The sequence below is a fragment of the Streptomyces sp. CB02400 genome (assembly GCF_001905725.1).
In the GTDB taxonomy this organism is placed as follows: domain Bacteria; phylum Actinomycetota; class Actinomycetes; order Streptomycetales; family Streptomycetaceae; genus Streptomyces; species Streptomyces atrovirens.
On record NZ_LIWB01000012.1, the window covers coordinates 210,786 to 236,366 of the forward strand.

24 protein-coding genes and 1 pseudogene are annotated in these 25,581 nt (G+C 72.6%); 9 read left to right on the plus strand and 16 right to left on the minus strand.

The window, feature by feature from the left end; genetic code table 11:
• Positions 1 to 118: 118 nt before the first annotated feature.
• Entirely contained in the window at positions 119 to 334 is a 216-nt protein-coding gene (locus AMK33_RS26780) for a hypothetical protein (RefSeq protein ID WP_073935521.1), read from the plus strand.
• Between the two features lie 48 nt (positions 335 to 382).
• Here the strand turns inward: AMK33_RS26780 and AMK33_RS26785 are convergent, their stop codons facing one another.
• The 5 genes from AMK33_RS26785 to AMK33_RS26805 are packed head-to-tail and all read right to left on the minus strand — an operon-like array spanning position 383 to position 6,126.
• Positions 383 to 985, minus strand: a complete 603-nt coding sequence (locus AMK33_RS26785) for a hypothetical protein (RefSeq protein ID WP_073935522.1) — start codon at positions 983 to 985, stop codon at positions 383 to 385.
• A complete protein-coding gene (locus AMK33_RS26790; RefSeq protein ID WP_443030930.1) occupies positions 982 to 2,562 on the minus strand; it encodes an ATP-binding protein in 1,581 nt (526 codons plus the stop codon). The genes AMK33_RS26785 and AMK33_RS26790 overlap by 4 nt, the downstream gene beginning before the upstream one ends.
• Positions 2,559 to 3,242, minus strand: coding sequence for a response regulator transcription factor (locus AMK33_RS26795; RefSeq protein ID WP_073935523.1), 684 nt, complete (start codon positions 3,240 to 3,242; stop codon positions 2,559 to 2,561). The genes AMK33_RS26790 and AMK33_RS26795 overlap by 4 nt, the downstream gene beginning before the upstream one ends.
• Positions 3,243 to 3,265: 23 nt before the next feature.
• On the minus strand, positions 3,266 to 5,005 hold the full coding sequence (murJ, locus tag AMK33_RS26800; RefSeq protein WP_383615897.1) for a murein biosynthesis integral membrane protein MurJ: 1,740 nt from the start codon (positions 5,003 to 5,005) through the stop codon (positions 3,266 to 3,268).
• Entirely contained in the window at positions 4,930 to 6,126 is a 1,197-nt protein-coding gene (locus tag AMK33_RS26805; protein WP_073935524.1) for a lipid II:glycine glycyltransferase FemX, read from the minus strand. Before AMK33_RS26805 ends, murJ begins: the two co-directional genes overlap by 76 nt.
• Before the next feature lie 215 nt (positions 6,127 to 6,341).
• Between AMK33_RS26805 and AMK33_RS26810 the strand changes: the two genes are divergently transcribed.
• Positions 6,342 to 7,544, plus strand: coding sequence for a L,D-transpeptidase (locus tag AMK33_RS26810; protein ID WP_073935525.1), 1,203 nt, complete (start codon positions 6,342 to 6,344; stop codon positions 7,542 to 7,544).
• A gap of 64 nt (positions 7,545 to 7,608) precedes the next feature.
• On the opposite strand, the gene AMK33_RS26815 is transcribed toward AMK33_RS26810, so the two are convergent.
• Positions 7,609 to 7,962 (minus strand): hypothetical protein, encoded by a 354-nt coding sequence (locus AMK33_RS26815; protein WP_073935526.1) that lies wholly within the window; start codon positions 7,960 to 7,962, stop codon positions 7,609 to 7,611.
• Between the two features lie 952 nt (positions 7,963 to 8,914).
• Between AMK33_RS26815 and AMK33_RS26820 the strand changes: the two genes are divergently transcribed.
• Positions 8,915 to 9,235 carry a hypothetical protein gene (locus tag AMK33_RS26820; RefSeq protein ID WP_073935527.1) on the plus strand — a complete coding sequence of 107 codons (321 nt, stop codon included), beginning with the start codon at positions 8,915 to 8,917 and terminating at the stop codon, positions 9,233 to 9,235.
• A gap of 19 nt (positions 9,236 to 9,254) precedes the next feature.
• Here the strand turns inward: AMK33_RS26820 and AMK33_RS26825 are convergent, their stop codons facing one another.
• A complete protein-coding gene (locus AMK33_RS26825) occupies positions 9,255 to 9,854 on the minus strand; it encodes a rhodanese-like domain-containing protein (protein ID WP_073935528.1) in 600 nt (199 codons plus the stop codon).
• Positions 9,855 to 9,931: 77 nt separating this feature from the next.
• Between AMK33_RS26825 and AMK33_RS26830 the strand changes: the two genes are divergently transcribed.
• Positions 9,932 to 10,213 (plus strand): metal-sensitive transcriptional regulator, encoded by a 282-nt coding sequence (locus AMK33_RS26830; RefSeq protein WP_018845516.1) that lies wholly within the window; start codon positions 9,932 to 9,934, stop codon positions 10,211 to 10,213.
• A gap of 37 nt (positions 10,214 to 10,250) precedes the next feature.
• Here the strand turns inward: AMK33_RS26830 and AMK33_RS26835 are convergent, their stop codons facing one another.
• The 5 genes from AMK33_RS26835 to AMK33_RS26855 form a co-directional block, all read right to left on the minus strand.
• Positions 10,251 to 11,003: a sulfite exporter TauE/SafE family protein gene (locus tag AMK33_RS26835; RefSeq protein WP_073935529.1), complete on the minus strand. Its 753-nt coding sequence runs from the start codon at positions 11,001 to 11,003 to the stop codon at positions 10,251 to 10,253.
• Positions 11,000 to 11,365 (minus strand): rhodanese-like domain-containing protein, encoded by a 366-nt coding sequence (locus AMK33_RS26840; RefSeq protein WP_073935530.1) that lies wholly within the window; start codon positions 11,363 to 11,365, stop codon positions 11,000 to 11,002. The genes AMK33_RS26835 and AMK33_RS26840 overlap by 4 nt, the downstream gene beginning before the upstream one ends.
• 39 nt (positions 11,366 to 11,404) lie before the next feature.
• Positions 11,405 to 12,781, minus strand: coding sequence for an MBL fold metallo-hydrolase (locus AMK33_RS26845; protein ID WP_073935531.1), 1,377 nt, complete (start codon positions 12,779 to 12,781; stop codon positions 11,405 to 11,407).
• 335 nt (positions 12,782 to 13,116) lie between these two features.
• Complete coding sequence (locus AMK33_RS26850) at positions 13,117 to 13,755, minus strand: response regulator (RefSeq protein ID WP_073935532.1); 639 nt, start codon at positions 13,753 to 13,755, stop codon at positions 13,117 to 13,119.
• Complete coding sequence (locus AMK33_RS26855; protein WP_073935533.1) at positions 13,752 to 14,972, minus strand: sensor histidine kinase; 1,221 nt, start codon at positions 14,970 to 14,972, stop codon at positions 13,752 to 13,754. The genes AMK33_RS26850 and AMK33_RS26855 overlap by 4 nt, the downstream gene beginning before the upstream one ends.
• A gap of 169 nt (positions 14,973 to 15,141) precedes the next feature.
• Between AMK33_RS26855 and AMK33_RS26860 the strand changes: the two genes are divergently transcribed.
• From AMK33_RS26860 to AMK33_RS26870, 3 genes are all read left to right on the plus strand, one after another.
• Complete coding sequence (locus tag AMK33_RS26860; RefSeq protein WP_073935534.1) at positions 15,142 to 16,230, plus strand: ABC transporter permease; 1,089 nt, start codon at positions 15,142 to 15,144, stop codon at positions 16,228 to 16,230.
• Positions 16,227 to 16,910, plus strand: a complete 684-nt coding sequence (locus tag AMK33_RS26865; protein ID WP_073935535.1) for an ABC transporter ATP-binding protein — start codon at positions 16,227 to 16,229, stop codon at positions 16,908 to 16,910. Before AMK33_RS26860 ends, AMK33_RS26865 begins: the two co-directional genes overlap by 4 nt.
• Before the next feature lie 419 nt (positions 16,911 to 17,329).
• The gene (locus AMK33_RS26870; protein ID WP_201263089.1) at positions 17,330 to 18,949 is read left to right on the plus strand and encodes a family 43 glycosylhydrolase; all 1,620 of its coding nucleotides are present in this window, start codon (positions 17,330 to 17,332) and stop codon (positions 18,947 to 18,949) included.
• A gap of 676 nt (positions 18,950 to 19,625) precedes the next feature.
• On the opposite strand, the gene AMK33_RS26875 is transcribed toward AMK33_RS26870, so the two are convergent.
• Together AMK33_RS26875 and AMK33_RS26880 are read right to left on the minus strand one after the other, a co-directional pair.
• Entirely contained in the window at positions 19,626 to 20,537 is a 912-nt protein-coding gene (locus AMK33_RS26875; protein WP_073935536.1) for an NAD(+)/NADH kinase, read from the minus strand.
• Positions 20,534 to 21,571, minus strand: a complete 1,038-nt coding sequence (locus AMK33_RS26880; protein WP_073935537.1) for an SPFH domain-containing protein — start codon at positions 21,569 to 21,571, stop codon at positions 20,534 to 20,536. Before AMK33_RS26880 ends, AMK33_RS26875 begins: the two co-directional genes overlap by 4 nt.
• A gap of 268 nt (positions 21,572 to 21,839) precedes the next feature.
• On the opposite strand from AMK33_RS26880, the pseudogene AMK33_RS41660 reads away from it, so the two are divergent.
• Together AMK33_RS41660 and AMK33_RS26890 are read left to right on the plus strand one after the other, a co-directional pair.
• Positions 21,840 to 21,944, plus strand: a pseudogene (locus tag AMK33_RS41660) (IS5/IS1182 family transposase); the annotation flags it as partial.
• Positions 21,945 to 22,215: 271 nt separating this feature from the next.
• A complete protein-coding gene (locus tag AMK33_RS26890; RefSeq protein ID WP_235618212.1) occupies positions 22,216 to 22,596 on the plus strand; it encodes a hypothetical protein in 381 nt (126 codons plus the stop codon).
• A gap of 229 nt (positions 22,597 to 22,825) precedes the next feature.
• Here AMK33_RS26890 and AMK33_RS26895 read toward each other — a convergent pair whose 3' ends face one another.
• A complete protein-coding gene (locus AMK33_RS26895; RefSeq protein WP_073935539.1) occupies positions 22,826 to 24,994 on the minus strand; it encodes an MMPL family transporter in 2,169 nt (722 codons plus the stop codon).
• Positions 24,995 to 25,020: 26 nt separating this feature from the next.
• Entirely contained in the window at positions 25,021 to 25,569 is a 549-nt protein-coding gene (locus AMK33_RS26900) for a TetR/AcrR family transcriptional regulator (RefSeq protein ID WP_073935540.1), read from the minus strand.
• Between the last annotated feature and the right edge of the window lie 12 nt (positions 25,570 to 25,581).

Consider the following 25,581-nt stretch of genomic DNA (forward strand, 5'->3'; position numbering starts at 1 on the left):
AGCCCCGAGACACCTCACGCCCCCTCGATCCGCCCCTGCACGCCACCCGTGCCCTCGGTGTGCCTCCCCAGGCCCTCACGCCGAGACAAGCACAGCGAATTCGAGCAGGTCAATAGCGATGCATCTCACCGTCGAAGCCGCGGCGGCCGGGAGCGAGGTCCGCAGCCGTACCGAGGCGGCTCTCTCCCGGTCCGGCCTCGACGGCCCGGACGACACGACCACGCACCGGGACACCGCAGCGCGCACCCCGGCGTCCTCGGGGACGACGGGACCGACCACGCCCGGCGCCCCGCCGGAACCCGGAGGCGAGACCTCGTTCTCCCGCCAGCGGTGAGCGGCCGCGGTCCGCGCGTACGGCGGGCTCGAGCCGGGGCGCGGCTCGTCAAGACCGCTGTCCCGACGCCGGGTCGAGGCCGCAGGTCCCCGAGGCCGACACGCCGTCCCTTCCCGTGAGCCGCACGGTGGCCCGGCCGTCGGCGCCGTGGCTGTAGGCGATCGTGCAGATCAGCTGGCGCAGCGCGGTCCGGCCCAGCCCGTCCAGCGCGATGGGCAGGTCGGCCATGACCTCCTCGCCGCCGGGCGGGACCTCCACCCGGAGCGTCGCGGCCCGTGGGGCGGGGGGAAGGGACGTGCTGAGCCCTGCCGCGCGGTCCTGTTCGTCGGGACCGCTGAGCAGCGCGAGGACCACCTTCTCCGTCGGTACGGGTACGGCGTCCGCGCCGGTGGGGTCCTGGCCGTCGACCGGGCCGCCTTCGGGACCGTACTCGAACGTGGACCCGGTGGACCGGACCACCGGACTGATCCCGCCGTCGCGGGAGTGGAAGAAGAGCAGCATGTCGTAGTCGCGGTCGACGAACGCCTGGACGGAGGCGGGACCGCCCGCCTCGATCACGTCGGTCTCCTGGATGCCGCAGCCGCCGAGCAGCAGCACCCCCGACGCGACGGCGACCGCGCCGGCACGCCGGCACATCCGCGCACGCCTCATCCGCCGGCCTCTTCCGGACGGAGCGGTATCTCGACGGTGAAGACGGCACCGCCTCCGGGAAGGTTCCCCGCGCGGACGGTCCCGCCGTGCAGCCGCACGTTCTCCTGGGTGATCGCCAGCCCCAGGCCGCTGCCCGCCGACCGGGTGCGTGCCGCGTCGGCCTTGTAGAACCGGTCGAAGATGTGCGGCAGCACGTCGGGCCGGATGCCGGGCCCGCTGTCGGTGACCTGGGCGATCAGTACGGGCGGGCCGGAGGAGCGCGCCTCACCGCGCAGGCTCACCGTGACGGGCGCGCCGCCGTGCCGCAGGGCGTTGCCGACGAGGTTGGCGATCACGATGTCGAAGCGGCGCGGGTCGAGCCGGGCGCGGATGCCGGAGGGCAGCTCGGTGCGGACGCGGCCGTCGGTCCAGTGCCGGTTCTGCAGCGTCTTGCGGATGGTCTCCGCGACGTCGACCTCGTCGGTGTTGAGTTCGGCGGCGCGGGCGTCGAAGCGGGAGATCTCCATCAGGTCCTCGACGAGCACGGCGAGCTTCCCGGTCTCGGTGCTGACCAGCCGGACCGCGCGGGCGGTGTCGGGGTCCAGCCGGCCGGCGTCCTCGTCGAGGACCTCGGTGACGGCGAGCATTCCGGTGAGCGGTGTGCGCAGTTCGTGGGAGACGTCGGAGGCGAAGCGGCGGGCGCGTGCCTCGGCCTCGCGCAGCTCGCGTACGGAGCGTTCGAGTTTGCCGGCGGAGTCGTTGAAGGTGCGGGCGAGGTCGGCCAGTTCGTCGCTGCCGCGCACCGTGATCCGTGTGTCGAGCCGGCCGCTGCCCATGCTCTGGGCGGCCTGGCGCAGTTCCCGCACCGGCCGCAGCACGCTGCGCGCGGCGATCAGGCCGGGGATCAGCGCGATGACGAGGCCGGGCAGGGCGCCGTCCCGGGCGGCCACGAGGAGTGCGTCGACGTTGACCTGCTCGTCGGTCATCCGCATGACGGCGTAGAGGACGAGCCCGCTGGGCAGCACGCCCTCGGGGCCGGTCCTGAGGACGGTGGGCATGGCGATGGTCAGGTAGGGCACGCCGTCCTTCACGACCCGCTCGAAGCTGCCGCTGGGGTGGGCGCGTGCGGCGCGGCGCAGTTCGGGGGTGATGACGGTGGAGACGGGGTTCTCGCCGGAGGAGGCGCGGACCGAGCCGTACTCCGCGAACACCACCCAGGGGCGCGGCTTCCCCTTGCGGGCGATGTCACGCAGGACCTCCTCCAGTCCCTCCCCCCGTACGGGCAGGGTCCAGCCGGTCTGTTGGACCTGGTCACGGAACGAGGAGACCGCGGTGTCCTGGGCGGTCTTCAGCAGGGCGTTGCGGGCCTCGCGGTAGGTCAGCGCGGACGTGGTGCCCGCGCTGACGGCGGCGACCAGCAGGAAGGCGAACACCAGCCGGGTGCGCAGTCCGAACGCCCTGGCCCGGGCCCGCCCCGCGGGAGCGTCGCCGGGCGCGCCGCCGTCGTCAGGCGTGCCGTCGTCGGTTCCGCGGCGCCGGCCGCCGGCGCCGGAGAGGCCGCGCAGGAGCCGCCGCGCCGGGCCGGGGCCGGAGGTCACAGCGGTCCGAAGCGGTAGCCGAAGCCCCGCAGCGTCTGGATGTAGCGGGGGCTGCCCGCCTCGTCCTCGATCTTGCCGCGCAGCCGTGCGACGCAGGCGTCGACCAGTCGTGCGTCGGCGTGGAAGCTGTGCTCCCACACGTGTTCCAGCAGCTGCTGTCTGCTGAACACCTGCTCGGGGGCGGCGGACAGATGGAGCAGCAGCTTGAGCTCGGAGGGGGCCAGCGCGAGGTGTCTGCCGGATTTGGTGACGCTCAGCGCGGCCCGGTCGATGGCCAGTTCGCCGTAGACCTCGACGGCCGTCCGGCCCTGGCCGGTGTTGTCGATCCGGCGCAGCACGGCGCAGATCCGGGCCTCGATCACCTCGGTTCGGGCGGGCTTGACGATGTAGTCGTCGGCACCGGCCTCCAGGCCGATCACCACGTCGAAGTCGTCGCCCCGCGCGGTGAGCATGATGATCGGCAACTGGCTCCGCTCGCGGACCCGCCGGCAGACCTGCACCCCGTTCATGCCGGGCAGCATCAGGTCCAGCAGCATCAGATCGGGCCGGAACTCGGCCAGCGCGGCGAGGCCGGCCTCGCCGGTCGCGGCCACCCGTACCTCGTGTCCACGGCGGCGCAGACCGAGTTCGACCCCTTCGCGTACGGAAGGGTCGTCCTCGACGAGGAGCACGCGGGGCATGAGCAGTTCTCCCTCGGTGGTGGTCAGGTCCGGGTCACTCTCCGGCGTGCGCCGGAGAGCAGGGCGTCGAGTTCGGTGAGCCGCAGCGGACGGGCGAGCAGGGCGAAGGAGAGCACGATGACGGCGGCCCCGGCGGTTGCGGCGGCGAGAGCTCCCGCCCGTGCGGCGCCCAGTGCGGCCAGGTGGCCCAGTACGGTGGCGGGTACGGCGGCGAGGACGAGCCGCGCGTGCGTTCCCGCGGCGGTCGAGCGCAGCGGACGGGCGACGGCGAGACGGCGGCTCAGCACCCGGGCGGTCACCGCCCAGCCCGCGCACAGCGCCACCGAGTACGCCGCCGCCATGCCGGTCACGGCCCAGCGGGCGGGCAGCAGTTGGGCGGCCGCCACGGACAGTCCCGCGTTGAGGGCGACGATCACCAGGTTGAGCAGGAACGGCGTACGGGTGTCGGAGAGCGAGTAGAAGGTGCGGGACAGCACGTACTGACCCGACATGGCGACGAGTCCGGGTGCGAAGGCCATCAGGATCGCGGCCATGGCCGCGGTGTCGTCGGCGCTGGTCCTGCCGTATCCGAAGACGAGATCCATCACCGGCCGGGCGAGGGCGAGCAGCACGCACGCGGCGGGTACGACGGCGGACGCGGAGGTGCGCAGGGCCTGGGAGACGTCGCGCCGCAGGGCGGCGGTGTCCCCGTCGGCGGCGGACGCGCTCATCCGGGGCATCAGCGCGGTGACCAGGGAGACGGTGATGATGCCGTGCGGTACGACCCACAGGACGTAGGCGTTGTTGTACGCGCTGTACCCGGGGCCGCCGTCGAGGCCCGCGGTCGTGGCCAGCCGGGTGGTGACCCAGTAGGCGGCCTGGTTGGCCAGCACCAGCAGCACCAGCCAGAAGGCCGACCGCAACGGGCGGGTCAGCCCGCTGCCGCGCCAGTCGAAGCGGGGCCGCCAGCGGAACCCCGCCGCGCGCAGCGCGGGGAGGAGGGCGAGGGCCTGGACGGCGATGCCGGCGGTGGTGCCCCAGCCGAGCAGGGCGGTCTCGGCCGGGGTGAGGGTGTCCCCGCCCGTGGCGAAGGCCAGGTACAGGCCGAACACGGCCATGACGACCAGGTTGTTGAGAACCGGCGCCCACATCATCGCGCCGAACCGGCCGCGTGCGTTGAGGACTTGCCCGAGCAGGGTGAACAGTCCGAGGAAGAAGATCTGCGGCAGGCAGTAACGGGCGAACGCGGTCGTCATGGCGGCCTGCCGGCCGCTGTAGTCGGTGTACGCGTCGACGATCGCGGGAGCGGCCCACACCGCGGTCGCGGTGATCGTCAGCAGGCCGGCCACGCAGACGGTGACGAGCCGGTCGGTGTACGCGACGCCGCCGTCCTCGTGTTCCTTGGCCGCCTTGACCAGTTCGGGGACGAAGACGGCGTTGAGCGCGCCGCCGAGGAGCAGCATGTAGACGATGGTGGGCAGGGAGTTGCCGACCGCGTAGCCGTCGGCGGTCGGTCCGATGGTGCCGAGCGCCGCCGCGACCACGGCGGAGCGGGCGAAACCGGTGCCCCGGGAGACGATCGACCCGGCGGCCATGACGGCACTGCCGCGCGCCGTGGAGACCGCCTTCGCGCCGGTGCCGCCGTCGCCGGACCGCCCGCTGTCCGGCCGGGGGGCGGCGCCGTCCGTACCGGTCGGAGTCGTGGCGCTCACCGGCGGTTCAGGTACGCCTGGAAGGCGCGGTACAGCGTCTGGTTGGCGGTGCCGCCCAACGGTCTCTCCCATTCCCCCAACGTCTCGACGACCTGCCCGCCGGTACCGAGCTTCCACCGCAGCAGTCCGTACGCACGTTCGGCAGGGTCGAGAGTGGAGGGTACCCCGCGCATGTCGTAGACGTCAGCGCCGAGGGCGTGGGCGTCCTGCAGCATCCGCCACTGCAGGGCGTTGGAGGGCCGTACCTCACGGCGGTGGCCGGCCGACGCCCCGGTCTGGTACCAGACCCGGCGGCCCACCGTGATCATCGTGTGGGCGGCGAGGATCTCACCGCGGTGACGGGCGAGGTACAACTTCATCCGGCCCGGTTCCTCGGCGTTGAGCGCCGCGTACTGACGTTCGTAGTAGGCGAGGGAGCGGCCGAGCCGGAAGCCGTCGCGCTGCTCGGTGATGCCCAGCAGCCGGTAGAACTCGGGGAGTTCGGCGGCGCTGCCCACGACCACCTCCACGCCCTCCTTCCGGGCGCGCCGGACGTTGCGCCGCCACTCCTGGTTGAGCCCGGACCACAGGTCCTCGGTGGTGCGTCCGGCGAGCCGTACCCGGAAGACGTGGCGGGGCTGGGCGTCCCCGTCGTCCGCGGTCCCGTCACCGCCGCAGCGGCGCCACCCCCGGGTGCGCAGCCGCTCGGCGACGGCGGTGCCGAGCGGGTCGACCTCGCTGGCGAGCACGTCGCCCAGCCGGCGGCCCGGTCCGGCGAGCGGCTTCAGTACGGAGGCGTCCCAGCTCCGGTACGCGGGCGAGGGGCCCATGCGCACGGCGAACGCGCCCGCGCCGCGCAGATGGTCGAGCAGCGGCGTGAGCCAGACGTCGATGTCGGGGTCCGCCCAGTCGGCCACGGGTCCCTCGGGAAGGTAGGCGAAGTACCTGCGAGTGCCCGGGAACTGACGCAGCAGCACCAGTGCCACGCCGCTCAGCGCCCCCGATCCGGGATCCGTGCCCCAGCCGAGCAGCCGGGCCCGCCAGCCCTCCTTGACGTCGGCCCAGGAGGGGCACTGCAGGAAGCCGGGGCCGAGGGCCCGGCCGGCGGGTGACGCCAGGAAGCCGCGGTAGGCCTCGGGCGTGACGGGCCCGAGGAACACGGGTCCCTTCCCCGCCCGGGGGACGCGGCCGGGCGGTACGAGCAGTGCTGACACGGTCCGTTCCTCACCTTCTCCCCGGCTTGTCGCAGGGACGCCGACGATGCTCACAGCGGCCCGTGACCGCTCCACGCGGCGAATGTGACGGGACCATGACCGTTCCTCACCAACCGCCGTCACAATGCCCCGTAGCGGCTGACCTGGCCTTTTCCTGGTTCTGAAGTCACGATCGTCCGCTCGTCACCGCGGAGTCGTCCGTCACGGAGGTCCCCTTGCACCGCACACGTGTGTTCGCCCACGCCCCGATACGGGCCGCCGTCGCGGCGGCCCTGCTGGCGCCGCTCGCCGCCTGCTCGCCGGGTTCGCCGCCGGCCGCCTCGGACACGCCGCGGACCGGGAAGCCCGACGACCGGCCCGTCACGGTCACCGTCACCCCCGAGGGGCGGCAGGCCGCGCCGGGCCGGCCGGTGACGGTCACCGCCTCCCACGGCCGTCTCACCTCGGTGACCGTCACCGACGCCGAGGGCCGCCGGCTGCCCGGCAAGGTCGCGGCCGACGGCGGAGAATGGACGTCGGACCGCAAGGCCGTGCCCGGCACGGCGTACACCGTCGCCGCCGTGACCCGCACCGGGGGCGGCACCGCCGCGACCACGAGGACCTCCTTCACCACGGCCGAGGCGGACAAGGTCAACAAGGTCGACTGGCGTCCGGGCACCGGCACCACCGTCGGCGTGGCCCAGCCGATCTCCCTGGTCTTCGACAACCCGGTCGAAAACCGGGCCGAGGTCGAGAAGCATCTCGAGGTCACCACCTCGGACGGCACCGAGGGCTCCTGGGGCTGGATACGCGACTGGTCGGGCAGGGACAGGGTCGACTGGCGTCCGAAGTCGTACTGGAAGCCCGGGACGAAGGTGACGCTGAACGCAGAACTGAACGGCACCGACTCGGGCCCCGACGGCGGCTGGTTCGTACGCGACTACACGACGACCTTCACCGTCGGCACCCGGCAGATCGTCGAGGTCGACCTCGACCGCCACCGGCTCACACTGGTACGCGACGGCGAGACCGTCCGGAGCATCCCGGTCTCCGGCGGCACGCCCGGCGGCGACAAGCGCTCCTGGCGCGGAACGGCCGTGCTCATGGCCAAGGAGGGCACGATCAACATGAACTCCGAGACGGTCGGCCTCGGCGACGCCTACGACAAGATGGTCGACTACTCGATGCGGCTGACCTGGTCGGGCATGTACGCGCACGCCGCCCCGTGGAACGCCCCCTACTTCGGCAACGCCAACCGCAGTTCGGGCTGCATCGGCATGAGCGACGCGGACGCGGCCTGGTTCTACGGGCAGGTACGGCCGGGCGACCCGTTCGAGATCAGGGGCGAGGAGACCAAGGGCGTGGTCGACCCGGGCAACGGCTTCGGTGCGTGGAACGTGCCGTGGACCGCCTGGCGGCAGAAGAGCGCGCTGCGGTGAGGACGGCGCCGACGCCGGGATCACCGCGCCGGGCCGACGTACCCTGTCCGCAAGCCTTTCCGCCTCAGCGGAACTCGTGCACCACCTGGATCCTGCCGACGATGTGGGCGTTGAAGTCGTCCAGTTCCTCGGCCGGGACCCAGAGTTCGAGAATCGTCCGCCCACCCGCCTGCTGGACGGGATACCGGGTCAAGAACTCCGACTCGACCTCAAAACGAGTGACGAAGCCGGCGCCGTCGTGCTTCACGTTCCAGTCCCGCGCGATCCTGACCGCGTAGTCCTCGTTGAGGACCGGGTAGAAGATCGGCTGCTCGGGCAGCCGGGACGGCCACGCACGCCAGTCCAGCTCCCGGACCAGATCCAGCTCCTCGGGACCGGTGGGGCGCCACAGGGTCGTCGTTGCTTGCCGACTGGTCATGCCCATCACTCTCTGCACGTAGGCCGCTGGTACGACGGACCGGGAAACCGGACGATACCGGCACCACGAACTCGGCAGCTACGCGGTTTCCACATCCGGCCGACTCCGTGGCCAGCGGTTACGGGACATCCCTTGGCCCAGAACCCGCACACACACCGGGATCGGGGTCGTCGGCGAACGGCGGCAGCGCGTCGTCGGCAAGAGCGCCGAGCATCCGCAGCGCGGACAGCGCCCGGGCCCGGACCGCGGCCCGCGGGTGACGGGTGAGGGGGGAGCAGCAGGGCGGCGTCCTCGGGGCACCGCTGCTCGGCCGGCCCGACGAGTGCCGCCGGTGCGAGGGCCGCCGGTGCGAGGGCAGCCGGGGCGGCGCACAACGCCCGGTAGTGCGCGCGGGGGTCGTCGCCCGCCGCCCGGAGTTCCCGGCACACCGCTGCGCGGACGACGGCCGACGGGTCCGCCGGGCCCCGTACCCGCTCGTCGGTGTCCGCGCACCGGATCAGGACGAGTGGCAGCACGGAGGAGGGCAGAGCTCCGGATTCCGCGCGGACACGGGCGTCCGCATGACCGAGACACAGAGCGACCTCGGACTCGGTGGGCGGCAGGCTCCAGGAAGGAGCGCCGGGGCCGGGGCCGGTCTCCTGCCAGTACGGGGCCCGGTCCCAGTCAGCGATCTCCCGCTTGCCGAACCAGTGGAAGCCGATCCGGATCCGGCGGTGAGAACCCCAGCCCCTCACCGCGCTGACGGTGCCCGACCAGACGTCGGCGTCGAGGGCGATCCAGTCCTCGGCCGACCCGGCACCGACCGCCGACCCCGCACCCTTGCCGCGAAGCAGCCGTTCGCCCGGAGTGCGCAGCAGGGTGGGACGGAGTCCGTACGTCGTCCACGCAACCCACTTCGATGCCGCGGCGTCCAACTCCCTGACGGGCGGCTGCCGATCACCCAGGAGAGTACGTGGCGAAGAAGGACCGGACGACGGACGCGGCGAGGGAGAAGGACCGCGAGAAGTGGATGGCGCGTTTCCAGGTCCGGCTGGCCGTACAGCCGGGCGTGGACCGGGCGGTCGTGCTCCAGGCGGTCAAGGATGTCACGGCGCACTGCGCGGAGACGGGAGAGCACCCGCGTACTGCCTTCGGCGACCCGGACGCCTACGCCGTGCGGGCCGCCGCGCGGCTGGTGCCGGCGGACCGGGCGGCGCGCGCGAGGCGGCACAACGCCGTGGTGGACGCGCTCGACTCCGTGTCCAGGAGGGCCGGGGACATCGCCGGTCTGTGACCGGACGAAGCGACTTCCGTCATGCCCGGCGCACGGGTTCTGCCACGGGCTTCTGTCCGCCGGTCAGGGCGGCGAGGGTGGCGTCCAGGTCGGCTGCCTTGGGCCGATTGTGGGGGAGCTTGGCGAGGATCCTGGCCATGCCGCAGGTGTTGGTCAAGGCGGAGAAGACCAGGCCGCCGGCGACGCCCGCGGACAGCCGGCGCGCCGCACTCCAGCGCTGTCCGGCGATCAGGCCGGTCAGGACGAGGGATCCGGCGACGAGGCGGACCTGGCGGTCCATGGCCCAAGGGGAACGGGTGCCGGCGGGGCGGTGGATGTCGTGACCGAGCTGCGTCCAGGCGGTGGTGCCCCCGATGAGGGTGGCGGCGGTGATGCCCTGATCGGCCAGACGCCGGCAGGCGGTCGCGGAGCGGGCGCCGGAGGCACACACCACGAGGAGACCGCCGCGACCGGCAGCGGTCTTCAGGGCGGGCAGGGCGGTGTCGAGGCGGTCGAGGGGGACGTTGTGGGCGCCGGGCAGGTGGCCGGAGGCGTATTCACCGGTGGTGCGCACGTCGATGACGGTCAGCTCGTGCAGGCGGGCGTTGACCTGGTCGGCGGTGAGGGCGGTGGGTATCACGGGGGATTTTCCTTTGCTCGGTTGGAGTTACCCCTTCGGTAAGGTACCCATGGGGGTATCTCGAAGGAGTGTGGGTCGTGGAACTGGCGATGGCGGCTGAGGAACTGAAGACGGTGGTCAACCGGCTGCGCCGGGCGCAGGGCCAGATCGCCGGTGTGATCAAGATGATCGAGGAGGGGCGGGACTGCGAGGACGTGGTCACGCAGCTCGCGGCGGCGTCCCGGGCTCTCGACAAGGCGGGTTTCGCGATCATCGCCACCGGTCTGCAGCACTGCCTGACCGATGCGGACATGGCCGCTTCCGGTGACCGGGAGCAGATGCGTGCCCGGCTGGAAAAACTGTTCCTTTCCCTGGCCTGAGCCGTGGTGCCGCAGTACCGGATCGCCGCCTGACCCGTCAGGTGAGGGCGTCGATCAGCATGAGGGCGGCCACGGCCAGCAGCACGACGGCGAAGGCGCGCTGCAGGAGCGTGCCGGTGACCTTGACGGCCAGGCGCTTGCCGTCCCAGGCACCCAGGATCGCCGCCCCGGTGAAGGGGCCGATCACCGTCCAGTCGATGCCGACGGTGGTGGCGCCGCGGGTGGCCAGGGAGGCCAGCGAGTTCGCCGAGATGACCAGCAGACTGGTGCCGACGGCAGCCTGCATCTCGAACGCCAGCACCGTGACCAGGGCCGGGACGGCGAGGAAGCCTCCACCGACCCCGAGCAGTCCGGTCAGCGCGCCCAGCCCGGCGCCGGTGCCGGCTGCCTTGGCGGCCCTTGCTCCGCCGGCTGCCGAGCCGGTGTCGGCGTGGCCGGGGCGCAGCATTCTGACAGCGGCGAGTGCGGCGACGGCGGCGAACGCGACGGTCAGCACGGACTGGGGCAGGCGGGACGCGGCGGCTCCGGACGCGGCGGCGGGCAGGAGTCCGGCCGCGGCGAAGAGGGCGCCGGCTTTCCAGCGGACGTCGCCGGTGCGTGCATGGGCGTACAGGGCGGTGAGCGAGGTGGCGGTGACGATGATCAGGGCGGCGGTGGTGGCGGCGGCCGGGGTGAAGCCGAGCAGGTAGACCAGTGCGGGTACCGCCAGGACGCTGCCGCCCCCGCCGAGCACGCCGAGCGCGAGTCCGACCACGGCCCCGGCGATCAGGGCCAGGATCAGCGTACTCACGTCATGACACCGTCGCTGCCGCCCCGGCCACCGGTGACCGGCAGGCCCGCACGCGCCCACGCGGTCATGCCACCGGTGACGTCGGTGGCCTCGGCGCCGCGTCCGGCCAACAGCCTGGCTGCCTGCCGGGAACGGTGACCGGAGCGGCAGACCGTGACCACCGGCTTGCCCCGCGTGGCTTCCGGGAGCGATGCCCCGGCCATCAGGCGGGAGAGCGGCAGGTGCAGCGCGCCGGGCGCGTGCCCCGCGTTCCACTCCGGTGTTTCGCGGACGTCCAGCAGGACGGCCTCGCCGTCACTGGTCCGCTGATGGGCCTGCTGGGGGGTGAGGCGGCCGGGACCGCGGCCAAGAAGCGAGAACATCGTTCGATCACTTTCGTGCAGGTGGTGCGGAAGGGCGTGTCAGCCGGTGCCGTCGGGGCGGGAGAGGGGCAGCCCCGCCTCGGTGGCGGCGTCGAAGCCGTCGTCGACGGCGACCACGTCGCGGCCGGCGGCATCCAGCAGGGAGGCGGCGATCGCCGCGCGCATCCCGCCGGCACAGTGCACCCACACCGTCCCGGGCGGCACCTCGCCGAGGCGGCCGTGCAGCTCGTGGACGGGGATGTGGACCGAGCCGTCGATGTGGCCGCCTGCGCGCTCCGAGTCCCGGCGTACGTCCAGGACGACCACGTCGTCGCCGCGCTCGCGGACGTCGGCGAGGTCGGCGAAGCGGGCGCGGGGGAACGAGGCGAGCTGTTGGCCGGCGCGGACCCAGGCGGCCGGGTCGCCGGTGGCGGCGGCGGCCGGGCGGTCGATGCCCACCCGCGCGAGTTCCCGTTGCGCGTCGGCGATCTGCCGCGGGGTGTCGGCGAGCAGGGTGACGGGCTTGCCCCACGGGATCAGCCAGGCCAGGTAGGTGGCGAGTTTGCCCTCACCCTCGAAGTTGAACGACCCGGCCACGTGCCCCTCGGCGAACGCCACGCGGCTGCGCAGGTCCACCACCCAGTCACCGGCGGCCAGCCGGGAGGCGATCTCCTCGGCGTCCGCACGCCTCGGCGGGGTGAGGTCGACCGGCGCGGGACCCGCGGCGTTGGCCGGGCCCATGTGCGCGTAGTAGGCGGGTACGTCGTCCAGCCCGGCCAGCATCTGTGCGACGAAGGTGTCCACGTCCAGGTTCAGCGCGTCGTTCGTCTCGCGCTCCTGGCCGATCGTGGTCGCGTCCCCCTCGGCCTGTGAGGAGGAGCAGAAGCTGCCGAAGCCGTGGGTGGGCAGCACCGGCACCTCGTCGTCCAGCTCGTCGGCCAGCCGGTGGGCGGAGGCGTGCTGGGCGCGGGCCAGCTCCTCGGTCAGCCGCGGCTCGACCAGGTCCGGACGGCCCACCGTGCCGATCAGCAGCGACCCGCCGGTGAACGCCGCCACACCGCGCCCGTCCTCGGTGAGGGCGTAGGAGGTGTGGTGGGGCGTGTGCCCGGGAGTGGCGATCGCGCGCAGCGCCAGGCCCTCGTCCACCGTCACGGTGTCGCCGTCGGCGACGGGGGTACGGGGGAAGGACACACGAGCCCCGGCCGGCACCAGGTACCGGGCGCCGGTGACGCGGGCCAGCTCCAGGCCGCCGGTGACGTAGTCGTTGTGCACATGGGTCTCGGCCACGAGAGCGATGCGCACCCCGCGGCGGGCCGCTGCGGCGATGACCTGGTCGATGTCGCGCGGCGGGTCGACGACCACCGCGGCGTCGGGTCCGCCGGCCAGGTAGCTGCGGTTGCCCAGGCCCTCGAACTCCAGGGTGTCGACGAAGAACACGGCTCACCACTCCTCTCGGACGATGTACCCCGGGGGGTATCTGACACCCACCCTAACAGCTATACCCCAGGGGGTATTCCGCGCGGCTGGAAGACCTCTGCTCACAGCTCCGCCCGATGCCTCGGTGCAGTCGCTGGCCGTACTCGTCGGAAGTTCACCGCGAAGAGGCGGCCCCGGTTATGACGACGGAGACGTCGACCGGGCCTCGGACCTTGGTGCGGGTGGCTTCGGCCGCGAGGACCCGGCCGAAGCCCACCAGCACGGTCGGCTCGGCGGTGATCCCGTCGGTCGGTTCCAGCGAGCGCGGTGTGCGCGGCGCGGACCTGCCGCGCTTCCTACCACCTCCGGATGAGGCCGAGGTCGGTGGCGGTGGCGACGGCGGCGGTGCGCGAGTCGACGTCGAGCTTGGCGTAGATGCGGGCCAGATGGGACTTGACAGTGCCTTCGGTCAGGTGGAGGCGGTCGCCGACGGCCTGGTTGGACAGGCCGTCGGCGACCAGGGTGAGCACTTCGGTCTCGCGCCGGGTCAAGGTGCTGCCCGGTGTGCGCAGCCGGTTCATCAGCCGGTCCGCGACAGTGGGCGCCAGTGTGGTGCGTCCGGCGGCGGCGGTGCGGACGGCGGCGGCCAGGTCCTCGGGCGGGGCGTCTTTGAGGAGGTAGCCGGTGGCGCCGGCCTCGATGGCGGGCAGGGTGGCGGCGTCGGAGTCGTAGGTGGTGACGATCAGCACGCGGGGAGCTCCCGGCCGGGCGGTGATCCGGGCGGTCGCTTCGGCTCCGCCCATTCCCTTGCCGAACCGCAGGTCCAGCAGTACGACATCGATATCGCCTTCGGCGGCGCGGGTGACGGCGTCCTCGGCGGTGGCGGCCTCGGCCACGACGAGGAGGCCGGGTTCGGTTTCCAGTACGGCGCGCAGTCCGGCCCGTACGACGGGGTGGTCGTCGGCCAGGAGCAGACGGATGGGGGTGTCGGTCACGGGCGTGCCTCGGGCTCGGTCTCGGCTGGCGGGATGAGGGGCATCCGGGCGGCCAGGGCGGTGCCGTGGCCGGGGGCGGATCCGACGGTGAGAGTGCCTCCGAGGGCTTGGGCACGGGCGCGCATGGCGCCCAGCCCGAACCCGCCGGCCTCGGCGTCGGGGGCGGGCAGGCGGACGGGGTCGAAGCCGCGTCCGTCGTCGACGACGTCAAGGGCGACGTGGTCACCGAGGTGGCTGAGCGTGACCTCGGCGATGGTGGCCCCGGCGTGGCGGACGGTGTTCGCCAGGGCGGACTGGGCGATGCGCAGCAGCGCGACCTCCTGCGCGGTCGCAAGCGGTACGGGGTCGCCGGTGAGGTGGAAGCGTGCGGTGAGCCGGTGCCGGGCGGACGTGGTGGCGCACAGGCGTTCCAGGGCGCCGGCCAGGGTGGTGCCCTCCAGAGCGGGCGGGGTGAGGGCGGCGACGAAGCGACGGGCCTCGGCGAGGTTGTCCACGGCGGCCTGACGGGCCGACTCGACGTGGCGGGCGGCGGCGTCGGGCCGGCCGGGAAAGGCGCGCTCGGCGGCGCGCAGCAGCAACTGGATGCTGGACAGGCCCTGGGCGAGGGTGTCGTGGATCTCACGGGCCAGCCGCTCGCGCTCGGCGAGCACGCCCGCGTTGTGCTGGGCCCGGGCCAGGTCGGCACGGGTGGCGGTGAGCTCCTCGATCAGTCGCCTGCGCTGCTCGCTCTCCCGGTACAGGGCCTGGTAGCCCCACACCACCGCGACGGCGACGGCGGCGCCGAGCACGGGACCGATCACCATGGCCGGGCCGAAGGAGCCGGTATGGGCGGCGAACCCGGCGATGGCCGCCACGGCGGTGGCGATCACCGCGGTCAGACCGGCGCGGCGGGGCAGCAGGTGGAGCTGGAGGAAGTACAGCGGGAACGCGACCCACACGGCGTCGGGTGTGAGGGCCAGCAGCGCCAGCCACACGGCGCCCACTGCGGCCAGCCACCAGGCGGCGGCCCGCCGCGAGGCCCGGATGCGGGGCAGGAGCGGCCCGGCGGCGTACACCAGGCCGCACGCCGCCGCCGCGGCGACGATCGGTCCGGCATGGGGCCGGCCGTCCGCCAGACCGCGGCCGGCGGTCAGGACGAGCAGGCCGATGATCAGCAGGTGCAGGCACCAGGCCAGGGCCCGGGTGGTCGGGGTCAGGGCAGGAGCAGCGGTGTTCACAGTGCGTCCCAGGTTACGAAGCCTGGTCTCCGTCGGCCTCCATCGAAAGATAGAACCCGCGTGCCGTCTTTCGGCCCGCGAAGTGCCGTCCTGAGCCGGACGCGCACACAGGGGGCCGTCGGCGACGGTGGAGGCGTACCGCTTCCCGCTGAAAGGACAGGCCGGGGCTGTGTTCGTCGCCTGGAGAGATCTGAAATTCGCCAAGGGGCGTTTCGCCCTGATGGGGACCGTCATCGTGCTGATCACCCTGCTGGTCGGGCTGCTGTCCGGGCTGACGGCCGGACTGGGCCGGCAGAACACCTCCGCGATCACGGGACTGCCCGCCGACAAGATCGCCTTCCAGGCGCCCGGCGGCGGTCAGGACCCGTCGTACTCCGACTCCACCGTCACCGAAGCGCAGTGGCGGCAGTGGTCCGAGGCCCCCGGTGTCGAGAGCGCGGAACCGCTGGGTATCACGACGACCAAGGCCACCGCCGGAGACAGGAGCACCGGAGTCTCCGCCTTCGGCATCGAGCCCGGCTCCCGTCTCACCCCGGACAGCGACAAGATCAGCGACAGTGCGGTGGTGCTGTCCACCGCGGCCGCCGACGACCTCGGCGTGAAGGCCGGCGGCTCTCTCACCCTGGCCGGGGAGCGGCTGAAGGTGGCCGCCATCGAGGGCGATGCCTCCTTCAGTCACGTCCCGGTCGTCTGGACCAGCCTCGACGTCTGGCGGAAGGCCGCGCCGCCCGTCTCCGGCGGTGACGGTCCGACCGCCACCGTCATCGCCCTGAACACCACCTCCGAGGCCGATGTGGCCGCCACCGACCACCAGGCCGGCACAAGGACGGTCCCCACCGGGGACTCGCTGTCCGCGATCGGCTCCTACACCTCCGAGAACGGCTCCCTGCAGCTGATGCGCGGCTTCCTGTTCGCCATCTCCGCCCTCGTCATCGGGGCCTTCTTCACGGTGTGGACCGTCCAGCGCAGCGGCGACGTCGCCGTCCTCAAGGCCCTGGGCGCCTCCACCGCCGATCTCCTGAAGGACGCCCTCGGCCAGGCCGTCGTCCTGCTCGCCGGCGGCACCCTGCTCGGCACCGGCATCGCCGCCGCCCTGGGAGCACTCGTGGCCGGCTCGGCCGTTCCGTTCCTCCTCACTCCCGCCACCGTCCTGCTCCCGGCCGCCGTGATGATCCTCCTCGGCGCCCTCGGAGCCGCCCTGTCCATCCGCCGCATCACCTCCGTCGACCCGCTGACCGCTCTGGGGAGCGTCCGATGAGCCTGACCCTGACCGACATCACCCTCACCTACCCCGACGGCGAGGACCGCCTGACCGCGCTCGACCGGGTCGGCCTGGAGGTCCCCAAGGGCAGCCTGACCGCCGTGGTCGGCCCCTCCGGCTCGGGCAAGTCCAGCCTGCTGGCCGTCGCGGCCACCCTCATCACCCCGGACTCCGGCACTGTCACCGTGGACGGCACCTCCACCACCGGCCTGAGCCGCGGTGAGCTGACCGCATTGCGCCGTCACAAGATCGGCATCGTCTTCCAGCAGCCCAACCTGCTGCCTTCCCTCACCGCCGCCGAGCAACTGCAGGTCATGGCCCAGATCGACGGCCGTAAGCCCCGCACCGCCCGGGGCCGGGCGATGGCACTTCTCGACGCGGTCGGCCTGGCCGGCCAGGCCGACCGGCGACCCCACCAGCTCTCCGGCGGACAGCGCCAGCGCGTCAACATCGCCCGCGCCCTGATGAACGACCCCACGGTCCTTCTGGTCGACGAACCCACCAGCGCCCTCGACCACGAACGAGGCACCGCCGTCATCGAGTTGATCACCCGCCTCACCCACCAGCAGGCCACCGCCACCGTCCTGGTCACCCACGACCGCACCCACCTCACCGCCGTCGACCGGATCGCCGAAGTACACGACGGACGCCTGCGCCTCCCGGCCGCAACCCGCTGACCCGCACAGCCAGCGAGCTGCCGCGCGGTCAGCGTCCGCCTCGGTGCCGGCGCACAAGCGGACGTGCACCACCTCGTACGGACGAGAGTGCACCCTCGCTGATGCACCGACGGGCTGGGGCCGGGAGTCCGCCGTCGTCTGTTCAGGGGCGACGGAGGAAGCCCGGCATGCGCTGATCGTCATGGGGCCGGACGTGTTGGACGGGTTGAGCGCAGCAGTACCTGGGCTGGAGCCCTCGGCGGTTTCGAAGTACTGCCGCTGAGCACCGTCCTCCTTCGGACGGGCCGGTGTTCATCGCCCCCGTCCGCGCGGGTGAGCCGGAGCTGCTGCCCACACCTCGTTGCACGCAAGCGTGTTCGACATTACGGTCCATGTTTTTACAGTGCGGTCATCCAGGGTTCGAGAGGCACACGAGGCGCATGTGGCAACCAGCTGCCCAGATCATCCACAATCCGGTCCTGCCGGGTTCGCACCCGGATCCGTCCGCGCTGCGCGTGGGTGACGACTTCTACCTGGCGACCTCGACGTTCGAGTGGCACCCCGGCGTACGGCTGCACCACTCTCGTGACCTGGTGCGGTGGCGGCCGTTGGGCGGCGCTCTGGACACCACACGTCTGCTCGATCTCACCGGCTGCCCGGATTCCGGCGGCGTGTGGGCGCCGAACCTCTCCTACGCGGACGGCCTGTTCCATCTGGTCTACAGCAACGTCTCCACCTACGCGGGAGGCTTCACCGACTGTCCCAACCACCTCACCACGGCGCCGTCGGTCCACGGCCCCTGGTCCGATCCCGTGCCGCTGCACGCGCGGGGCTTCGATGCGTCCCTCTTCCACGACGGTCCCGAGAGCTGGCTGCTGAACCTGGTGCACGACTGGCGTCCGGGGCACGGCGGCTCGGCCGGTCTGGAGGCGACCCGCTATGACCGGTCCGCGCGCCGCCTGGTCGGTGACCCGGTGCGTATAGCGCTGCCGCCGCAGGCCGGCTGGATCGAGGGTCCCAACCTCTACCGGCGGGCCGGCTGGTACTACCTGCTGACCGCGGACGGCGGCACGGGCTACGACCACCAGGTCACCGTCGCCCGCTCCCGCACGCTGACCGGTCCGTACGAACGCGACCCGCACGGAGCTCTGATCACTGCCCGTCACCATCCGGACCTGGCTCTGCAGAAGGCCGGGCACGGCAGTCTCGTCGACGCCGGGAAGGGCCTGTGGTACCTGGCGTACCTCGTCGCGCGGCCCGAGGGCAGCCGGGGGCCGTGCGTGCTCGGCCGTGAGACCGCGCTGGCGCCCGTCGCCTGGACCGACGACGGATGGCCGCGCGTCCCCACCGGCCTGCCCGCCCTGGAGATTCCCGCCCCGGACCGGCCCGCCGACGACAACGAGGTGGCGCGGACCGAGGCCGGTGAGGTGGACGGCTTCGACCGGCCGGTGCTCGGGCCGCAGTGGTCCACACTGCGGCGCCCCGCGGCTCCCGACTGGGTTTCCCTCACGGCCCGTCCGTCCCATCTGCGGCTGCACGGCGGCCGCTCCCCGCAGAGCCTGACCGGCCCCAGTCTGGTGGGCCGGCGGGTGACGTCCGCGGACGGTGCCTTCGAGGCGACGGTGGAGTACCGGCCGCGCTCCTTCCAGCACCTGGCCGGGATCACCGCGTACTACAACACGCGCAACTGGTACTTCCTGCACGTCACGGCGGACGACGAGGGGCGGGCGGTGCTGCGGGTGGCGGGCTGCGACCGCGGCGTGCTGAGCGTGGACGAAGCCGGCGAGGTATCCCTCGGTGAGATCCACCGCCTGCGTCTCGGCCTTGACCTGCGGGGGGCCGTCCTGCGTTTCCGTTACGCCACCGGCGACGACTGGCAGCCCCTCGGACCGCCGCTCGACGCCACCGTCCTGTCCGACGAGCACGCGGAAGAATTCGAGGACGGGCGGATCCGGGCTCTCGGCTTCACCGGCGCGTTCGTCGGCATGTGGGCCTGGGATCTCACCGGAGGCGGCCTGCCCGCCGACTTCGACGAGGCGACCTGGCACGCACTTCGTTAGCACCGTGAAGCGCCGTCATCACTTCCGGGGGAGAGGCCGTCAGGGAAGGGCTGCCCATGTCCTTCCCTTCGGGCCGGTCCTGCCCGCGATGCCGCGGCGGCATGAGCCGTGGCGTGCCGGCTGAAGTTCTCGGGAACCGGGGCCGGCGGCCAGAACGGCTCCAGCGCCCTGGTGAACGGCACGGGAGCCTCGTACGTTGCTGTCCCTCGCCCCGGAGGCACCATCACCCGTTCAGTGACCACGCCGAAAAGGCTTGCGCAATGCCGGCTCGCTCCTCCTCGGTCAGCTCGTCCAGTCGGTCCTGACCCGCCCGGCCAGGGCTTGTCCTGTGCCGTCTCCTGCGCCCACCCGCAGGCCGGCTTCGGGGACGACGAGGCGGAAGAGGGCGGTTCAAGCTGCCCGTCGCGGCGGACTCCGTCCTCATCCCGTCCCTGCCGACCCTCTCGGACGTCTTCGGCACCGGCTACCACGCCGCCGTGGCGGGCGGCGTCAACGAGCGCACCCCCGGCCCGCGTCCCCGGAGAGCAGGGCCCTGAACCCGTCCCACTCGCACGCGACGATGCCGAACAGCTTCTCGAGTTCGACCACGGTTTCGTCGAGCAGGCCGTAGTCCGGCTGGTAGCGCTTGGCTCCTCGGCGCGGTCCTCTTGCGCACCTGACGTTCCGCCTCGTTGACTCACCGCTGCCCCGGAACGTGTGCCACCAGCCGCAGCCGCTGCTCGCACCTGCCCACCCGTACCGTCTGCCCCCACGTCAGCTCCAGGGCATCGCCCTCCACGCCGTCCCCGAAGGCGACGAGACGTTCGGACTCGACGGTGAGGCGCAGCCGGCCGGTGGCGGCGAGTTCACCGGCCACCAGGGACGTCCCGGTGGCCGGCGACGGCCAGGCCTCGCGGACGAACCAGAGCAGGCGGTCCTCCGTGGGGTGCGGCAGGCGCAGGGCGCTGCCCCGCTCCTGCCACACCGACCGGAGCCAGCCGGTCGCGCCGGTGCCGGTGCCCACCAGCACCCCGGAGGAGGCCTGGGCCTCGACGACACCCCCGTCGCCCTCCAGGCCCAGGCGGTACCTGGCCGTCTGGTGTCCGACGGCGCCGAGGTAGATCTCGTTGAGCGCGACCAGCCGCTGGGTGTCGTCGGCGACGGCCTCGACCATGGTGAGTTCATCCACCCGGGCCGTGGACGCGTCGCGCAGCAGCGCCGCCGCGTCGGCCGCCCGGTGCCGTACCAGTACGCCGGGGTTGCGCCCCGGCTCGGGATCGACACCGACCACCGGCTGCCCGGCGAGGTACTTGGCCACGTTGGCCACCAGCCCGTCCTGTCCCACCACGACCACGATGTCCTCCGGGGCGAACAGGAAACGGTCCAGGTCGCTCCGCTCCACCCGGGCCTGCCGCCAGGTCAGCGGGACCGCGGCCGCCACCTCGGCCAGCGCACGGTGCGCGCGGCGGTGGCGTTCGGCGACTTCCCCGAGGTCCCGGCCCCGGGAGGAGAGGAAGAAGGCGGCCTGTCCATGGGTGCCGTGCCGGGCCACCAGTTCCTCGTACTCCGTGGTGCGGTGGACCAGGACGGCCCGCGGGGCGAGACTCATCCCCGGGCCCCGCCGCCGAGCCGGGCCAGCAGCCCGGTCAGCACGTCCGGCGAGACGGTCACGCTGTCGATGTGCGGCAGGTTCTCCGCCAGCCGTGTCCCGGTGAGCGCGTGCAGCGTCGCCACGTCGACATCGCCGTGGACGCGCAGCCAGGCCGCCTGGGCCTCGGCCCGGGCCTCGCCGACCTCGCGAGCCGCCTGGGCCTCCGCGCGGGCGAGCGCCGTCGAACGGGCGGCCTCGGCCTCGGCGAGCTTGACCGTGCGCGCCGCCTCGGCCTGTGCACGCACCTGGTCCGCCGCCGCGCCCTCCTCCGCCTCGCGGCGCGCGTTCGCCCCGCGCTGTTCCACCAACCGTTCCTCGCGGCGGGCGAGTTCGATCTGGCTGGCCAGTTCGTTCTCGGCGATGGCGCGCTCGCGCTCGACGGCGACGGCCCGCCGCTCGTACGTCGCCCGGTCGGCCTCCTGCTGGATCAGCTCCCGGGCGGGCGTACGCAGCGCGCGCTCCACCTCCGCCTCGGGACGCACCGCCATGACCCGTACGGCCACCACCTCGATCCCGGTGGCCGGCAGCCGCGGCTCGGCGCCGAGGCCCGCCGCGATCCGGTCGCGCACCGCGGCCACCCCGTCGACCAGCGCCGCGGACAGCGGGGTGCGGGCCAGCACGTCCAGCGCGTGCTGCTGGGCCGTCTCGGTGAGCAGTGTGCCCAATTGTTCCAGCGGGGCCCCGCGCCAGGCTCCGGTGTCGGGGTCGACGGAGAAGTCCAGGCGGGCCGCGGCGAGTGCCGGGTCGCCGATCCGGTAGGTGACGGTCGCCTGCACCGACACGTCCTGGAAATCGGCCGTGCGGGCGCGGAAGGTCATGGCCAACTCCCGGTCCTCGACCGGCACCTCGGAGAGCGCGGCGGTCAACGGACGGAACCAGAAGCCGAGTCCTGGTCCGTCGTGCACCAGCTTGCCGCCGCGGTGGTGACGGATGTGAGCCGTGGGCGTGGAACGCAGGTGGCGCCAGCCCAGACGCCGGGTGATGTCGGCCATGGGATCTCCTTCTTTCTCGTCCCATTGACGATAATGCGGAGCCCTCTTATCGTCAAGAGGACGAGAATGAGGGGTGGGTGTGGCGTAGCCGTCGCGCCTGTAGGCAGGGGAGCCGACGGCTGATTTCGGCTGGGCTGGGGCGCGGGCTGGTCCAACGGGCGCGCAGGCGTCGCCGGAGACTGAGCCGTCTCCCACCCGACGGCGGCACCCGGGCAGCAGGCCCTGCCGGCCCTGGCCCACCTGTGGTGCGGCGACACCTGCGTGCGCAAGGCGGCACGGAACGAACGTCCGGGTCCTCACGGACCTGTCCGGGCGACTGCTGTGGGCCTCACCCGCGCTGCCCGGCGCCACGCACGACCCGGCCGCAGCCCGCGGGCTGAAAAGGTCTGCGTTCTCGCGGCTTCCGCGACTACCTGCAGGTCACCCGACGCACTCCTCGCGGCGCCCTGCCGGATCCGGGCTGCGTTACCCTACGGCCGATCAGGACCACACCACGTTGGGGGGCGGGCATGGGGGTGCGGGGCGAGGCGATCCTGGCCCAGCTCGGCTCTCTTCCAGCCCACGTGCGCGCGGACCACATCCGTGTCCTCGAGACGGCCGTACGGGCCGCTCCCCGGATGTGGACCCGCCGAAGGGGCGTCCGAATGCAGTGGATCACGCTCCGTGACGGCGACGACGCCGTCGTGGCGCAGGTGGACTTCGGCGAACTGGGCAAGCACGTCGACTGGGACGGTCCACGGTCCGCCCGCTCTTTCGCCGGTGCCCTGCGGGAAGAGCTGGGAACGAACCGGTGCGCCGCTTTGGTCTACGGGAACGCGGTCGACTCGCGCACATGGGGTTGGGTCCTCCCGCTCCTGCTCGGGCAGCTACCCAGGCTGGACACGGCGGTGATGGTCGATGTCGAACACCGCACCGGAGCCCGATCCACCTTCTCGTTGCCGATCAAGTACCGGCGCCTGCCCGTCCGACGCCTGCGGTTCGAGGAGGACGTGTACGCGATCCTGCGGTGTGCCAGGAACACGTGACCCGTGTTCCACGCCTCACCGAGGGTCTCCGTGCTCTCGTTGGAGCGGTAGCGGCAGGGCAAAGCGCTCTATTTGTCGTGGAGTTCGGCGAGGACCATGGGTGGATTCGGGATCACGGAGACGATGCGTTCCCCGAAGAGGTCGGAAAGAGCGAGAAGAGCGGGGGGAACGAGGAAGGACGGGGCCGCTGTGCGGGCCCCGTCCTCCGGACTGCGGTCCGGTGCGCGGGTCAGACCGGGACGGGGGTCTCGTCGCGTGTCTCCGCGTCCAGCCGCCGGTTCAGCTTCTCGCCCTCGATGTCGAGGTCGGGCAGGGCCTTGTCGACGGGCCCCGGCAGCCACCAGGCGGCGCGGCCGAGCAGGGACATCACCGCCGGGACCAGCGCCATGCGGACGACGAAGGCGTCGATGACCACGCCGACGGCGAGGGCGAACCCGATGGATTTGATGATCGGGTCGTCCATCAGGACGAAGCCTCCGAACACGGACGTCATGATGAGCGCGGCGGCCGTGACGACACGGGCGTTGTGGCCCATGCCGCTGACCATGGCCGCCTGCGGGTCGGCGCCGTGGACGAAGTCCTCGCGCATGCGGGAGACGAGGAAGACCTCGTAGTCCATGGCGAGGCCGAACAGGATGCCGATGAGCAGGATCGGCAGGAAGCTCACCAGCGGGCCGGGGGTGTCGACGCCCACCAGGCCGGCGAGGTGGCCCTCCTGGAAGATGGCGACGGTGATGCCGAAGGTCGCGCCCACGGTGAGCAGGAAGCCCAGGGCCGCCTTCAGCGGTACCAGGACCGACCGGAAGACCAGCATGAGCAGCAGGATGGACAGGCCCACGACCAGGAGCAGATACACCGGCAGGGCGTCGGCGAGCTTCTCCGAGACGTCGATGCCCAGGGCGGTCGCGCCGGTGAGGGCGATGTCGGCGCCCTCGATGTCCGCGACCCGGTCACGGATGTCGTGGACGGCGTCCTCGGTGGCGACGGCGGTCGGACCGGCCTCGGGGATGACGGCCAGCAGGGCGGTGGTGCCCTGTTCGTTCAGTTGCGGCGGGGCCACGGTCAGGATGCCGTCGGTGTCCTTGATGAGGGCGGTGGCCTTCTCGGCGGCCGCCCCGGTGGACTGCGCGTCCTCACCGTTGACGACGGCGATGAGACGGCCGTTGAAGCCCTCGCCGAAGCCCTCGGACGTCAGGTCGTACGCCTCTCGTGCGGGGGAGCCCTCGGCGGCGGTGCCCGCGTCCGGGAGGGCCATGCGCATGTCCTGGGCCGGGAGGGTGAGCGCGCCCAGGCCGAGGATGCCGACGACCAGGAGCGGTACGCGCAGCTTGGTGACGAGCCGGCCCCAGGTGAAGCCGAAGCCCTCGGTGACGGCGCCCTCCTCGGCGGGCTTTCCGCCCGCGTGGCGCTGCTTGCGCGGCAGGATCTTGTCGCCGGCGAAGGAGAGGAAGGCCGGCAGCAGGGTGAGGGCGACCAGCACGGCGACGGCGACGGTGCCCGCCGCGGCCAGGCCCATCACGCTCAGGAAGGGAATGCCGACGACGGAGAGGCCCGCCAGGGCGATGACGACGGTGGCACCGGCGAAGACGACGGCGGAGCCGGCGGTGCCGGTCGCGCGGCCGGCGGCCTCCTCGGGCCGGAGGCCCTCGGCGAGGTACTGGCGGTAGCGGGAGGTGATGAAGAGCGAGTAGTCGATGCCGACGGCCAGGCCCAGCATCAGCGCCAGGATGGGGGCGGTGGAGGTCAGTTCGATGACACCGGTCAGGGAGAAGAGGCCGGCCATGCCGACCGCGACGCCGATCAGCGCGTTCAGCAGGGTCATGCCGGCGGCGACCAGCGAGCCGAAGGTGACGACCAGGACCACCGCGGCGACCAGGACGCCGAGCGCCTCGGTGGAGCCGACCTCCACCTCACCGCCCATGACCTCGCCGCCGTGCTCGACCCGCAGGCCCTGGGCGTCGGCGCCGACGGCCTCGTAGGCCGACTTCTGCTCGTCGGTGACCTCGTCGGCAGCCTCGTCGAACTGCACCTGGATCAGGGCGTAGCGGCCGTCCTGGGAGACGGAGCCGACCTGGAACGGGTCCATGGCGGCGGTGACGCCGTCGATCTCGGAGGCTTCCTTCACCACGGGCGCCACCGCGGTGGGGGACAGCTCCTCACCCTCGGGCGCGGCGACGACGATGGTGCCGGTTGCCCCGCCGGCCTGCGGGAACTGCCGGTCGAGGTCGTCCAGCGCCCGCTGGGACTCGGTGCCCGGCATGGAGAACTTGTCGCTGGTCGGGCCCATCAGGGCGGCGGCTCCGACACCCAGCAGGGTCAGCAGGAGCAGCCAGACCGCGGCTATTCGGCCTCTTCTGCGGAAGGAGAACCGCCCGAGCCGGTACAGCAAGGTCGCCATGGAAGAGGGGTCTTTCCGTTAGGGGGTCAACTGGGGGTGTGGTCAAGCGTCCGCAGCGCACTGCGGATCATTTCGGCACGCAGCACCTCGTCCGGCGCCACCTCGTCATCGGTGGCACCGGTGATGAAGACACCGCCCAGCACCATCCACGCCGCCACCCGGGCCGGCGGGTGCTGCGAGCGGCCGGCCAGCGCGTCCAGCAGCCGGTCCGCCAACTCGATGACGTTGAGGTCCTGGTGGCAGGACATCTCGGCGATGTCCTCGAAGAGGAGCCGGATCTCGCGGCGGAACCGCAGCGTCAGGTCGACGTATCCGACGACGGTCTCCTCCACCAGCCGGCCGCCCTCCAGCCCGGCCACGCGGTCGAGCAGCGCGGCGAGGGCGTCCTGAGCCGGGGTCAGCAGTTCGGTGAAGATCTTTTCCTTGCCGGCGAAGTGGTAGAGGAGTGACGCCTTCGAGCAGCCCACGTCAGAGGCGATGTCCTGCAACGAGGTGCCGCGGAAGCCGTGCACGGCGAACAGTCGCAGTGCCGACTCCAGGATCTGACCGCGCATGGCGGAGGCGGAGCGTGCCATGACCCAACCATA